Origin of the sequence: Streptomyces sp. NPDC059455, assembly GCF_042750115.1 — a bacterium.
Taxonomy (GTDB): domain Bacteria; phylum Actinomycetota; class Actinomycetes; order Streptomycetales; family Streptomycetaceae; genus Streptomyces; species Streptomyces endocoffeicus.
Genome location: NZ_JBHYVB010000225.1, coordinates 4,550 through 17,571, shown reverse-complemented (window position 1 = coordinate 17,571; position 13,022 = coordinate 4,550). Strand labels below are relative to the sequence as shown.

10 protein-coding genes are annotated in these 13,022 nt (G+C 74.0%); 7 read left to right on the top strand and 3 right to left on the bottom strand.

Annotation, left to right across the window (positions count from 1 at the left end):
- Nucleotides 1-220: 220 nt before the first annotated feature.
- Nucleotides 221-1,291 (bottom strand): lytic polysaccharide monooxygenase, encoded by a 1,071-nt coding sequence (locus ACFXB5_RS45490; RefSeq protein WP_385219819.1) that lies wholly within the window; start codon nt 1,289-1,291, stop codon nt 221-223.
- Nucleotides 1,292-1,506: 215 nt separating this feature from the next.
- Between ACFXB5_RS45490 and ACFXB5_RS45485 the strand changes: the two genes are divergently transcribed.
- The 5 genes from ACFXB5_RS45485 (at nt 1,507) to ACFXB5_RS45465 (ending at nt 10,250) form a co-directional block, all read left to right on the top strand.
- Nucleotides 1,507-3,705, top strand: a complete 2,199-nt coding sequence (locus ACFXB5_RS45485) for a carboxyl transferase domain-containing protein (RefSeq protein ID WP_385219818.1) — start codon at nt 1,507-1,509, stop codon at nt 3,703-3,705.
- Nucleotides 3,706-3,803: 98 nt separating this feature from the next.
- Nucleotides 3,804-5,141, top strand: a complete 1,338-nt coding sequence (locus ACFXB5_RS45480; RefSeq protein WP_385219817.1) for an acetyl-CoA carboxylase biotin carboxylase subunit family protein — start codon at nt 3,804-3,806, stop codon at nt 5,139-5,141.
- Entirely contained in the window at nt 5,138-7,117 is a 1,980-nt protein-coding gene (locus tag ACFXB5_RS45475) for an IucA/IucC family protein (RefSeq protein WP_385219815.1), read from the top strand. Before ACFXB5_RS45480 ends, ACFXB5_RS45475 begins: the two co-directional genes overlap by 4 nt.
- Before the next feature lie 128 nt (nt 7,118-7,245).
- The gene (locus ACFXB5_RS45470) at nt 7,246-8,991 is read left to right on the top strand and encodes an IucA/IucC family protein (protein WP_385219813.1); all 1,746 of its coding nucleotides are present in this window, start codon (nt 7,246-7,248) and stop codon (nt 8,989-8,991) included.
- The gene (locus ACFXB5_RS45465; RefSeq protein ID WP_385219811.1) at nt 8,988-10,250 is read left to right on the top strand and encodes a type III PLP-dependent enzyme; all 1,263 of its coding nucleotides are present in this window, start codon (nt 8,988-8,990) and stop codon (nt 10,248-10,250) included. The genes ACFXB5_RS45470 and ACFXB5_RS45465 overlap by 4 nt, the downstream gene beginning before the upstream one ends.
- Before the next feature lie 13 nt (nt 10,251-10,263).
- On the opposite strand, the gene ACFXB5_RS45460 is transcribed toward ACFXB5_RS45465, so the two are convergent.
- Both ACFXB5_RS45460 and ACFXB5_RS45455 read right to left on the bottom strand, forming a co-directional pair.
- Nucleotides 10,264-10,722, bottom strand: coding sequence for a VOC family protein (locus tag ACFXB5_RS45460; RefSeq protein ID WP_385219809.1), 459 nt, complete (start codon nt 10,720-10,722; stop codon nt 10,264-10,266).
- Between the two features lie 5 nt (nt 10,723-10,727).
- Nucleotides 10,728-11,600: a helix-turn-helix domain-containing protein gene (locus ACFXB5_RS45455; RefSeq protein ID WP_385219807.1), complete on the bottom strand. Its 873-nt coding sequence runs from the start codon at nt 11,598-11,600 to the stop codon at nt 10,728-10,730.
- Nucleotides 11,601-11,942: 342 nt separating this feature from the next.
- Here ACFXB5_RS45455 and ACFXB5_RS45450 point away from each other — a divergent pair, with 342 nt between their 5' ends.
- Both ACFXB5_RS45450 and ACFXB5_RS45445 read left to right on the top strand, forming a co-directional pair.
- Entirely contained in the window at nt 11,943-12,524 is a 582-nt protein-coding gene (locus ACFXB5_RS45450) for a Uma2 family endonuclease (protein ID WP_385219805.1), read from the top strand.
- Nucleotides 12,525-12,570: 46 nt separating this feature from the next.
- Nucleotides 12,571-13,022: TSUP family transporter (locus tag ACFXB5_RS45445; protein ID WP_385219803.1), on the top strand; the 452-nt coding region annotated here is incomplete at its 3' end.

The window sequence follows — 13,022 nt, the reverse complement described above, 5'->3', positions numbered from 1 at the left end:
GAGAGCGGCGCGCTGTCCCCCCCCCGCCCCGTCCCACACCTGGGGCACCGCCCCAGACCCCGCTCCTCAATCTCCCCCAGCTACCGCTGGGAGGTGCCCCCTGGAGGGGCTGGAAGGCGAGGCTGGCTGGAAGGCGGGGCTTCGCCCCAGAACCCCGGGGGTCCAGGGGCGGAGCCCCCGCCACGCGGCGGAGCCGCATATCGGTGTCGCGCCCACGGCCTCAGCCGCGGCCCCGCCGTACGGTCTTGCGGCGGTTGGCGACGGCGAACAGCACGGCCGCGCCGGTGGCCAGGACGGCGGCGCCGCCGATGGCCATGGGGCCGGTGGATCCGTCGCCACCGGTCTCGGCGAGGCGCTGCCCGTCGGCGGCGCTTCCGTCCTGCGGGTCCGGCGAGTCCTGCGAGCCCTCCGGCCCGGTGCTCGCGGCCATGACCTCGGCGCTCTTGGCCTCGGGCTGGTTCGCTTCCGTGCCCTTCTCGTCCGCCGCCTTCGGCTGATGGTTGGCCTCGGCGCCGCTGTCACCGCCGTGGCCGTGGTGATCGACCGTGGACTTCTCGGCGCCCTTCGCTATCTGGGCGTCATCGGGCGCGGCGGCGGTGGGTGCGGAATCCGCCTTCGTCCCGGCTCCCTCGGCCGTGGCGGCCCCTCCGCCGAAGGTCACGTCCGAGCAGGTGTAGAACGCCTCCGGGCTGTCCGAGCGCTGCCAGACGCTGTAGATCAGATGGCGGCCGGACTTGCCCGGCACCTTCCCCGAGAAGACGTAACTCCCGTCCCGCAGGGTGGGGTCGGTGACCTTGGCGAACGGCTCCGCCTCCAGATCCGCCCAGGTCAGCGGCTTCGTCGGGTCGTAGCCGTCCTTGGTGATGTACAGCTCGAAGCTGCCCCGGTGGGGTGCGGTGGCCCGGTACGCGAAGGTGTGCTCACCGGCCGTCATGGCGGTGGCGGGCCAGTCGGCGCGCGGCAGGTCCAGGCCCTTGTACTTGTCGCGGCCCGCGCTGCACAGCTTTCCGTCCGGGATGATCTCCTTGTGGCGCCCGGCGGCGTCCGGGATGTTGACCTCGTTCCAGTCGTAGAGCGCCTGGGTGCCGCCCGCCTGGACGGCCGCCTTGCAGGCCGCCGAGTCCGGGCTCTCCGGCCCCTCCGCGAAACACGCCGACACCCGGCTGACCGGGTCCGTCATCGAACCGTGCGCGGAGGCCGGGTCCGCGCTCAGCGCGGTGAGGGCGAGCGGCACCATGCCGAGCACGGCGATGCGGGCGGTTCTGCGGCGAACGGTCGCACGAGCGGTCATCGTCGGGGACTCCTTCGGTGGGGGGTGACGCGCGGTGGGGGGTGACGCGCAGCACGCTAGCCCCGCTCACGGGCCTGCCCGCCGGTCTTATGGCGCCGTTAAGGAGCAGCTCAGGCGCAGCTGAGACTGGACGGGGCACGGGGGTACCCGAGGTGATCCACCTGAGGTGATCGCCGATGGTTGCGAGGGGCCGGTGGCGTGGCAGGGTGACACATATGACCGGTACGAACTCGCCCCGCGCCACGGGTGCCTCCCGCGCCTCCCGTGTCTCCCGCCCGTCGGCCCGCGAGCTGATCGAGGCCATCGTCGACCCCGGCAGCTGGCACGGCTGGGACGAACCGGTGGAGATCACGACGGACGACCCCGAGTACCGGGCCGACCTGGAGCGGGCGCGGGAGCGCACCGGGCTGGACGAGTCGGTCATCACCGGTGAGGGCCGCATCGAGGGGCGCAGGGTGGCACTGGTCGCCTGCGAGTTCCGCTTCCTGGCCGGTTCGATAGGGGTGGCCGCGGGGGAGCGGCTGGTACGGGCCGTGGAACGGGCCACGGCGGAGCGGCTGCCGCTGCTGGCGGCACCGGCGTCGGGCGGCACCCGGATGCAGGAGGGCACGGTCGCGTTCCTGCAGATGGTGAAGGTGGCCGCGGCGATCACGGACCACAAGGCCGCGGGCCTGCCGTACCTCGTCCACCTCCGCCACCCCACCACCGGCGGCGTCCTCGCCTCCTGGGGCTCCCTGGGCCACGTCACCGCCGCCGAGCCGGGCGCCCTCATCGGCTTCATGGGCCCACGGGTGCACGAGGCCCTGTACGGGGAGGAGTTCCCGCCCGGCGTCCAGAACGCCGAGAACCTGATGAACCACGGCCTGATCGACGCGGTCCTCCCACTGAGCCGCCTGTCGGGCGTGGCGGCCCGAGTGCTGAGGGTTCTCTGCGCGGGCGACGCGGTGCCCGGGGTGGCCCCGGCCTCCCTGCCCGCAACGGTGGGCGCCGGGGCCGCCGCCGGGCCCACGGCCGAGGTGGGCCCTGGCGCGCCGAGTGATGCCCCCGGCGGGACGCCGGGGCGGGGCGGCGGTTCGTCGGCCAGGGGCGGCCCGTCCGCCGCATCCGGTAATGGGCATGGCGGCGCCGAGGCCGCGGAGGCGAAGGGAACGGCCGCACACGGCGAGGTGGCTGGGGGCCGGTGGGACGCGGAGGCCGGGCCCCCGTCGGCCGCCCCCGGACACGTTGCGCCTGGCGGGTGCGGTGCCGAGCGGGGCGCGGGGGGCGCCGCCACGGCGGAGGCGGCCGGACCCGCTGGGGATGTGTCGGCTGCCCACGATCAGGCCGCGCTCGCCGCCTCCGCCGGGGTCAGCGGGGCGCCCGAGGGTGTGGAGGGCGGGGCCCCGGCCCCCGCCGTCGGTGCCGGGCCGGAGTCGGGGGAGCCCGGGCGGCGTGGGGATGCCGCGCCCGGGTCCGCCCCGGTGGCCGCCCCTGGCCAGACGGGGAGCGGCGCCTCCACTGAGCCCGTCCCCGGCCCTGGCGTGCCCGGCGGGGCACCGGAGGCGCCGGGCGGCTCCATGACATCCGCACCCGGGGCACCCGACGACACGGAGGTGGGGGCAGCCGTGCCGTCCGCGGAAGTGTCGATACGGGCTTCCCGGCGGGTGGAGCGGCCCGGGGTGCGGGATCTGTTGCGGGTGGCCGCCGAGGATGTGAGTCCGCTCAGCGGGACGGGGGCCGGGGAGCACGATCCCGGGTTGTTGCTCGCGCTCGCCCGGGTCGGGGGGACGCCCTGCGTCGTTCTCGGGCACAACCGGCGCAGTGCCCGTAAGGGCGAGACCGCCGAGGGGCCGGGGGAGGGGCAGGCGCTGGGACCGGCCGGGTTGCGGACCGCTCGGCGCGGGATGCGGATCGCCGCCGAGCTCGGGCTGCCGCTGCTCACCGTCATCGACACCGCGGGCGCCGCGCTCAGCCGCGAGGCGGAGGAGGGCGGGCTCGCGGCGGAGATAGCGCGGTGTCTCGCCGACATGGTGACCCTGCCCGCGCCCACCCTCTGTCTGCTGCTCGGCCAGGGCGCCGGTGGCGCCGCGCTCGCGCTGCTGCCCGCCGACCGGGTCGTGGCGGCGCGCCACGCCTGGCTGTCGCCGCTGCCGCCCGAGGGCGCGTCCGCGATCCTCCACCGCACCACGGAGCGGGCCTACGAGGTCGCCGCCCGTCAAGGCGTACGTTCCGCCGACCTGCTCGCCCAGGGCATCGTCGATCGCATCGTGGAGGAGGACGCGGAGGACGCGGAGGGCTCCGGGGCGCCCGACGCCTTCCTCAGCCGCCTCGGCCGGCTCCTCGGCGCCGAACTCGCCGCCCTCCGTGCCCAGGACCCGGACGAGCGGCTCGCCGCGCGCCGGGTCCGCCATCGCCGTATCGGGCTACCCCGTTGACGCCGAGCGTTGACGATCTTGACGGCTAATCAGGGCCAAACGGGCGGACCGGAACGCCGAATTAGCGGTCTTAGGCATGCCTAACCTAATCTCGGGCCGTGAACGAGAATGATCTCGATGCGGCGTCACGGCCGTTCTCCTCCCCTGCCCTCCATGGCTCCTCGGCGGCCCCGGCCGCCCCCGCCCCGCGGCCGCCTCGGCTCCACCTCCTCGCCCTCAACCCCACCGACTCCGTCACCGAGGGCTTCCTCCCCGCGGCGGCCCGGCTCGGCCTGGCGGTCACCCTCCTCACCGACCAGCCCGAGGCCCATGAGCGCGCCTACGGCCGACGGGAAGAGGATGGCGCCGCCCCGCACCCCTTCCCCGCCCTCGACATCGTCCCCTGTGATGTACGGGACTTCGCCGAGGTCATCAGCCGCATCGCCGCCGACGGCCCCCACCCCCGCGCCGTCTTCACCAACAGCGACCACCTCCAGGCCCAGGCCGCCCTCGCCGCCCAGTACTTCGGCCTCCCGGGCAAGGACTGGCGCGCCGCGCTGCGCACCAAGAACAAGGCCGAGCTGCGCCGTACCCTCGCCGCCGCGGGCCCGGACGTCGCCGACCCCGTCTGGTCCGCCGAACTCGCCACCGGGCAGGACCCCGCCACCCTCGCCGGACTCGACGCGCCCTACCCCTGTGTGGTCAAACCGCGCGAGGGCGTGGCCAGCGAGGACGTCGTCCTCGTCGCCGACGCTGACGAACTCGTCCGGCGCTGCGCCGAGATACGGGAACGGCGGCCGGGCGCGGCCCTGGTCGTGGAGGAGTTCCTCGACGGCGAGCTGCGCACCCTCGAAACCCTCGGCGACGGCCACACCCTCCATGTCCTCGGCGCCTTCCGCACCGAGCTCTCGCCGCCCCCGCACTTCATCGAGGAACGACTGCACCTGCTGCCCGCCCCGCCGCCGCGGCCGCACACCGATCAGGTGCTGGCGCAACTGCGCGCGCTGGGCGTGGGCTTCGGCGTATGCCACACGGAGTACGTCGTCCAGGGGGACCGGGCCCGCCTCATCGAGGTCAACTACCGTGCCATAGGCGACCAGTGCGACCTCGTCCTCGCCGAACTCCTCGGCATCCCCCTCTTCGAGTACATCCTCCGTACACACCTGGGCGAGCCGCTGCCGGACGACCTCGGCGCCCGCACCGACGGCAGGGTTCGCATGGAGTACGTCATGGCCGACCGCGCCGGGCGGCTCGCCTCCGCCCCTCCGGCCAGCGTGACCGAGCGCGACGGCGTACGGCTGGACTACCGGCCGCTGCGCGGCATCGGTGAGGAGCACCCGCTCCACCGCACCAACCGCGACTTCCTCGGCGTACTCCGGGCCACCGGCACCGACCAGGGGCGGATCGACGCGGCGGTGGCGCGGTTCCTCGCGGCTCACCGATGGGAGATCGTGTGACAGCGGAAACAGAGGAAGAGGAGCTTCTCGGACGGGTGCTCGACACGCTCCTCCGAGAGGACGCCTACAAGCTGCGCAGCCACGCCGTCCCGGTGCGGCGCGCCGACGGCGACTGGCTGCGCATCGCGCTCAAGGGGCTCAAGGGGCTCGAGGGGCTCGAGGGGTTCGAGGGGTTCGAGGGGGGCGAAAGCGTGCTGCTGCCGGTGGAACCCGAGGGCTTCCAATGCGACATCCGCACCCGCCGCCCGGCCCGGCTGCTCTGTACGCCCGCGCACGGCGAGCGGGAACCAGCCGCCGCCGAGCAGGCACTGGCCCCGCTGGGTGGCGCCGAGCCTGGCCTGCCCGGCCCCGGTTCCGCTGAGGGCCACCCGGGCTCGGGCGCGCACGCGACGTCGGCCGTACCCGGTCCGGGTGGCTCATCCGGGTGTCCGCCCCGGGTCGTGCTGACCGGGCTCGATGCCGTCCTCGGGCGGCTGCGGGGGGCCGTGCCGGATGAGGACCGGGCGCTCTACGACGTCTTCGTGGGCGAATGCCGGCAGGCGCTCGACGCCATGCGGCTGCATACCCGCGTTCGGCCTCGCGTCGTCGCCGAGTTGGGCGCGCGGTACGGGGAGCGGTGGGGCGGGATGGCCGGGGCCCTCGCGTATGACACGCTCGCCGCCTTCCGCGACCATCCGGTCTATCCGACCAGCCGGGGGCGGTCCTCCTTCAGTGAGGAGCAATTACGCGCCCACGCACCCGAGTTCCACCCCTCCTTTCCGCTGCGCTGGCTCGTTCTCCCGCGCGAGGCGGTGTGCGGGGATCCGGCGCGGCTGCCCGACTGGTGGCCCACGCCCGGGGATCTTGGGCCAGGGCCGAGCGACGGGCAGTTCCTGCTCCCCGTGCATCCGCTCACCCTCGGACCCCCGCTGGAGAACGCCCTCCGCGCGGCCGGGCTCCAAGACGCCGCCCGGCTCGCCGAGCGCCCTCTGCTGGACGTACGGCCCACCCTCTCCATGCGGACCGTGGCCGTCGCCGACGACCTCGCCGACGATCCCCTCGTCCACCTCAAACTGCCCCTCACCACCTCCACCCTGGGGCAGCGCAACCGGCGGTCCGTCAAACCCGGCACCCTGATCGACGGCGAGGTGGCGCAGCGGCTCGTGGAGGCCGTGATCGAGCGCGAGCCGAGGTTCGGCGCCACCGTGCTGCTCGCCGACGAGACCACCCACCTGCACGCCGGACACGAACTGCTCGCCACGCTCGTGCGCCGCTACCCACCCGGCCTGGAGAACGCCACCATCGTGCCGCTGGCCGGGCTGCTCGCCCCCGCCCCGGACGGCACGCTCGTCATCGACGGACTCGCCGAACGCCACTACGGCGGGGACGTCCTCGCCCTGCTGGACGAGTACCTCACGCTGCTGTTCGACTTCCACACCACCCTCTTCGTGTACGGCATCGCGCTGGAGTCCCATCAGCAGAACCTGTCGCTGGTCTTTGCGGACGGCAGCGAGAACGGCGGTGCGGTGCCCCGGCTCCGGCTGCTCATCAAGGACCACGACGGCCCCCGCGTCCACGCGATACGCCTCGCCGCCATGATCGGCGGAGGACCGGCCGCCGATCTGTGCGGATTCGACGACCGCAGGATCCTGACGTCCGGCGACGGGCCGGTGGCCGATGTGTTCACCACCATCACCGTCCACCTCTGCGCCGCCGCCCCCCTCTTCGAGCTCGCCCGCCTCGGCCGGGCCCCGCTCGACACCCTGCTGCGGCGGCTGCGCGGCCGGCTCACCGACGCCGTCGACCGGCTCGCCGTCACCCGGCCCGGCGCGGCCGCCGGGCTGCTGCGCAGACGGGTGTTGGACGCGGACCGGCTGCCGGTCAAGGCGATGGTCACCGCCGGCACCTTGTTCACCAAGGAGCGCTCGGGCGCCTCGGACATCAACAAGCACTACGTCACCGGGCCCAACTATCTGCTGCGGGGAAGCGGCGGATGACCGCCGCGCCCGATCGGCCCGCCGCCCTCGAACCGAACCCCCGAACCCCCGAATCCCCGAATCCCCGAATCCCCGAATCCCGTGCTTCCCTCCGTACCTCTCTCCTCCGCACCCGTTGGAGCCGCCCCATGCCCATGACCTCCTCGCCCGCCGCGACCGTGGCCTCCGCCGACCACGCCACCGCCCACACCCTCCTCAACTGTCTGCTCCGTGAGGTGTCGGGACCGGAGCACCAGACCGTCGTGGCCGATGGATGGCTGCGGCTGAGGCTGCCGCGCTGCGGGGTGCTGCTGCGCGTCGGGCTGCGGCGCACCTCCCTCATCGGGGCGCACCGCTTCACCGGGCCGGTCAGCGAGGAGCGCGACGGCACATGGGCCGAGGTGTCCTGGCGCGGGCTGGCCGAGCGGATCCACCGGGAGCTCCAGCTGCGCACGGGGGTGCGCAACGACGAGTTCCTGGGCCAAGTCGCCTCCAGCCACGCGGGGATGACGGCCGCCTTGGCGGCCCTGGAGGACCGGAGCACCGTGAGTGACAGCGCCGACCGCGCCCAGGACCTCTACCTCGCCTCCGAGCAGTCCCTCCTCTTCGGCCACCGCTTCCACCCCACCCCCAAGGCCCGCACCGGCAGCGCCGACGCCTGGTCGCGGTTCGCCCCCGAGGCCGGGGCGCGCTTCCCGCTGCACCACCTCGCCGTACGCCAGGAGTATGTGCGCGAGGAGTCCGCGCGGCCCGGGGCGCTCGCCGCGCTGGACCGGCAGGGCGCCGTCCCCGAGGGCTACCGGCTGCTGCCCGCGCACCCCTGGCAGTACGCGATGCTGCGCGAGCACCGGCTGCTGCGGGCGGCCATCGCCCGGGGCGAGGTGCTGGACCTCGGGCCGGGCGGTGCGGAGTTCGCGCCGACCGCGTCGGTCCGTACGCTCTACGACGGCCGGGACTTCCTCAAGTTCAGCCTGAACGTGCGGATCACCAACTGCCTGCGCAAGAACGCCGACTACGAGCTGTCCGGCGCCGTCGCCCTGACCCGGCTGCTGGAGCCGGTCACCGCCGATCTCGCCGCCCGCTTCCCCGGCTGTGAGCTGCTGCGCGAACCCGCGTACCGGACGCTGGACCTCGGCGGCAAGGACATCAACGGCGGCGACCGCCAGCTGATCGAGGGCTTCGGGGTGATCGTCCGCGAAGGGCTGGCCGCCCGGCTGCGGCCCGGCCTGACCGCGCTGCTCGCGGCGGCCGTCGCCGATGAGTACCCGACCAGCGGCGCCCAGATCTCCCGGCTCCTCCCCGACGCCGGCCCCGACCGGCTCTCCGCCTGGTGGCAGGCGTATCTGGAGCTGCTCGTACCGCCCGTACTGGCCGCCTACTTCGACCATGGCGTGGTCCTCGAACCCCACCTCCAGAACGTCGTCATCGGCGTCGATCCCGCCGACGGCACCCCGCACCAGGTGCTCTTCCGCGATCTGGAGGGCACCAAGCTGGTGCCCGAGCACCACACCGTCGCGCTCGCCGCGCTGCCCGAGGCGGTGGCCCGCCCGCTGACGTACGAGCGGGAGCGCGGCTGGGACCGGGTGGTGTACTGCCTGCTGGTCAACCACATCGCCGAGATGGTGGCCGCCCTCGCCGACCGCAGTCCGGGGCTGGAGCCCGCGCTGTGGTCGGCGGTCCGCCGGGTGCTGTGCGAGCGCTCGGCGGCCCATGACCACCCGCCCGCGCTGCGCGCCCTGGTGGCGGGCGTACCGCTGCCCGCCAAGGCCAACCTCCTCACCCGCTGGGGCCGTCGGGCCGACCGCCACGCGGGCTATGTCCGTATCGCCAGTCCGCTCGCCTCCGCCCTGCTGTCCGAGGCGGCCCACGTCATGCACCCCGGGAGCAGCCGTTGATCACCTCCGCCGTCCGCACCCTCGCCACGGAGCTCTCCGGCGACGACCTTCCCGCCTACGTCTACGACCTGGCCGCGCTCCGCGCGCACGCGCGGGCCGTACGGGACGCGCTGCCGCCGGGCCTGGAGCTGTACTACGCCGCGAAGGCCAACCCGGCGCCGGCCATCCTCCAGGCCCTCGCGCCCCACGTCACCGGCTATGAGGTCGCCTCCGGCGGTGAGGTGGAGCATGTCCGCGCGGCCGTGCCCGGGGCGCCGCTGGCCTTCGGCGGGCCGGGCAAGACCGAGGGGGAGCTGCGGCGGGCGCTGACGCTGGGCGTGGAACGGTTCCATGTGGAGAGCGAGCAGGAGCTGCGGCTGCTGGCCGGGGCGGCGGAGGACGCGGGGATCGACACCGTGGACGTCCTCCTGCGCGTCAATCTCCCGCTGGCCGGTGAGCGGGCGGACGGTGAAGGGCCGCTCGGCGCGGCACTGGGCGGTGCGGGGTCGCTCGGCGCGGCGCTGGGCGGTGCGGCGCTCGCCATGGGCGGCCGCCCAAGCCCCTTCGGCCTGGACCCCGAGGCCGTGGAGCGCTGCCTCCCCCTGCTCTCCCCGGGCGGCGCGGGCGGCCCCCTCCGGCTGCGCGGCATCCATGCCCACCTCGCCAGCGGTCTCGACGCCCCCGCCCAGGTGGCCGTGGCCGCCGCGATCGCCGACTGGGCGCGGAAGCTGTCCGAACGCCACGGTCTGGGGATCACCGAGGTGAACGTCGGCGGCGGGATGGGCGTGGACTACGCCCACCCCGACCGCCGCTTCGACTGGGCCGCCTACGGCCGGGGCATGGCGGACCTCGCCCTGCGCCATCCCGGTCTCACCCTGCGGATCGAGCCCGGCCGGGCGCTGACCGTCTACTGCGGCTGGTACGTCACCGAGGTGCTGGACATCAAGCACAGCGGCGGCGAGGCGTTCGCGGTGGTGCGCGGCGGCACCCACCACATCCGCACCCCCGCCACCAAACAGCACGACCAGCCCTTCCAGGTGCTCCCCACGGACACCCTGTGGACCCGGCCCTGGGGGCGCCCGGCCGTACGGGACGAGCCGGTCACGCTGGTCGGCCAACTGTGTACCCCCAAGGACGTCCTGGCCGGCCGGATACCGGTCGCGGAGCTACGGGTGGGGGACCGGGTGGCCTTCGCGATGGCGGGTGCGTACGCGTGGAACATCTCGCACCACGAGTTCCTGATGCACCCCCGGCCGGGCTTCCACTACCTGGAGGAGTGAGGACGGAAATCGGTCACTCGGCGGGCCGGGGCTCGCCCCGGTAGGTGCCGAAGGACCACTTGTTGCCCTCCGGGTCGGCGATGGCGAATTCACGGCTGCCGTACGGCTGGTCCTCGATCGGCCGGAGCACCCGCACACCGGCCGCCGTGAGGCGCTCGTACAGCGCGTCGACATGGCCGGTGACGACGTACGCCCCGAAGGTGCCCGGCTCCAGGCACCAGGTCTTGGTCTCCGGGTCGTACGAGCCGAGCATGATGCCCCCGCCCTCGGGCCAGTCGAGCTGGGCGTGGGCGACGCGGTCCCCGTCCTGGTAGACGGCCGTGCGCAGGAAGCCGACCGTGTCGACCAGGAAGTCGATCAGGGCGACGGCGTCATGGGCCTGAAGCGTGGGCCAGATGGCGGGTTCACGGGATTGCCGCTGCTGGTTCTGCTCGTTCTGCTGCGTCTGCTGCTGGTCCGGTGCGGTGTTCATGAGCTCTACTCTTCGCCGTAGAGATGACCCCCGGCTTGGATATTCCGGCACTCTTCGGCCAGCCAGGCGGTGGGGCTCACCCCGGTGTACTGACGGAAGTCGCGCACCAGGTGGGAGTGGTCGAAGTAGCCGCAGTCGGCGGCGACCCGGGCCAGATCCGGCGCCCGGCCCGCCGCGACGGCCCGGACCACCGTGTTCCTGGCGTGCTGGAACCGCATCAGCCGCGCCGCCTGCTTGGGGCTCAGCCCCGTCTCGGCCTGGAACACGCTGGTCAGCCGGCGCGGGCTGAGCGACACATGCTCGGCCAGGCCCGTCAGCGTCCCGGCCCCCCGATGCCGGGCCAGCCAGCCCCACGCCTCGGCGACCTCGCTCCGCACCGGCGTTCCGTCCTCGCCCTCGGCCGCGCGCTTACGCAGATACGCGCCCAGCGTGGCGAACCGGTCCTCCCACGCTCGCTGCTCACACAGCCGCTGGCGAATGTCGGCGGCCCGCTTGCCCAGCACATCCGCCCCGGAGGTGACCAGCTCGGAGGCGAGCGCACCGGCCGGAACCCCCAGCAGGGTGCGCGCCGCCAGCGGATGCACCGCGAGCTGCACCCCGGCCTCGCTCCCGGGCTGGACGATATACGCCGGTCGCTGGTGCAGGCCGCCCACGACGATCTCGGTCCGCGAGGCGCCGGGCCCCCGCGCCTGCTCGGGCGTGACCCCGCCGACGACGGGCCCCTCGAGGGAGAAGATCAGCGTCAGGTAGGGGGACGGCAGCCCCCGGTGCAACATCGGCGGTATCCCCTGGGACCGATACCCGACGGCGGACACCACCATCCCACGGAGCCCGCACCCGAGCCCGGCCCCGGCCCGCACGAACTCCTGGCCGCTCATGCGCCCAGTATCACTCGCCCCTCTGACAACGGGCCCGTCCGCACGTGTCGCCTGCGGCGGGCTGTTCCCCTCCCCGCCCCTTCCCTCAACTGGGGCTCCGCCCCCGGCCCCCGCTCCTCAAACTCCCCCAGCTACCGCTGGGAGGTGCCCCCTGGAGGGGCTGGAAGGCGGGGCTCCACCCCAGACCCCGGGGTCCAGGGGCGGAGACCCTGCCACGCGGCGGAGCCGCTTATCGGCGCTGTGGGAAGGGGCGGGGAGGGGAAAGCACCTCCGCCGTGTGGCCCGCCGGACCCCCGGAGTCCCACAGGTAGTGGCCGCTGAGAGCGGCTACGCTGCGAGCCCATGGCCGTGACCCACGATCGTGCGCAGATGCTGCCGGAGGAGTTCGAGGCGTGTGCGCGGTTGGCGGCCCGCGTGGCGGAGGGGGCGCGGTGGGAGTTCCTCAACGGGAAGATCAGGGTTACGCCGAGACCCGATGGCGGCCATGGGCGGATCATCCAGTGGCTGGCGCGGATCTGCATTCAGACCCATCCCGACCTGTGGCTGCACGACCAGGGCCTCAAGGTCGAGACCTACCGCAACGGCCATGCCCGCCCGGACGGGACCCTCGCCCACAGCGACGCGTTCGTCGGCCAGGGGGAGTGGGCCGACGCCGATCCCGTCCTGATGGCCGTGGAGGTCACCTCGTACGACTCGGACACCGACCGCAGGGACCGGGTGGAGAAGCCACGCGCCTACGCTGAGACGGGCATCCCGGTGTATCTGCTGGTCGACCGGGAGGCCGGTGAGGTCACCGTGTTCAGCGAGCCCGATGGGGTCCGGTACGAGAGCACGAAGACCGTGCCGTTCGGCAAGCCGCTCACGCTGCCCGCGCCGGTCGGCGTCACGCTGGACACCGAGCCGCTCCAGGGCTGGGTGCGCTGAGGTCCCTGGCTCCGGGGGTTGCGGTGGCCTGGAATGATTCCGTGGCATGTACACCGTTACCCTCTGGGAGTTCGCCGCGCTCGCGGCGGCATCCATACTCGTCGGCTTCTCGAAGACCGCCGTCAGCGGCGCCAATACCGTCAGCCTCGCGATCTTCGCGGCCGTGCTTCCGGCCCGGGAGTCGACCGGTGTGCTGCTGCCCCTGCTGATCGTCGGCGATGTGCTCGCCGTGGGCACCTACCGGCGGCACGCGCACTGGGGGACCCTGCTCCGGCTGTTCCCGGCCGTCGCGGTCGGGGTCGTGGTGGGGACGGTGTTCATGCTGTGGGCCGGGGACGCGGAGGTGCGGACGTCCATCGGGGCGATCCTGCTGCTGATGGCGGGCGTCACGCTATGGCGACGCCGTGCGGCCGCCCGGGCGGCGGCCCCGGAGGCCCCGGCCGCCCATTCCGCCGATTACGCCACAGGTGCGGGCGCACAGCGCCAGGACGGTTCTGA

Bases quoted from the DNA above. Each gene is read 5' to 3' on its own strand.
- ACFXB5_RS45470 (WP_385219813.1), top strand. From the start codon at position 7,246: ATGCCCATGACCTCCTCGCCCGCCGCGACCGTGGCCTCCGCCGACCAC.
- ACFXB5_RS45455 (WP_385219807.1), bottom strand. From the start codon at position 11,600: ATGAGCGGCCAGGAGTTCGTGCGGGCCGGGGCCGGGCTCGGGTGCGGG.
- ACFXB5_RS45450 (WP_385219805.1), top strand. From the start codon at position 11,943: ATGGCCGTGACCCACGATCGTGCGCAGATGCTGCCGGAGGAGTTCGAG.
- ACFXB5_RS45485 (WP_385219818.1), top strand. From the start codon at position 1,507: ATGACCGGTACGAACTCGCCCCGCGCCACGGGTGCCTCCCGCGCCTCC.
- ACFXB5_RS45460 (WP_385219809.1), bottom strand. From the start codon at position 10,722: ATGAACACCGCACCGGACCAGCAGCAGACGCAGCAGAACGAGCAGAAC.
- ACFXB5_RS45490 (WP_385219819.1), bottom strand. From the start codon at position 1,291: ATGACCGCTCGTGCGACCGTTCGCCGCAGAACCGCCCGCATCGCCGTG.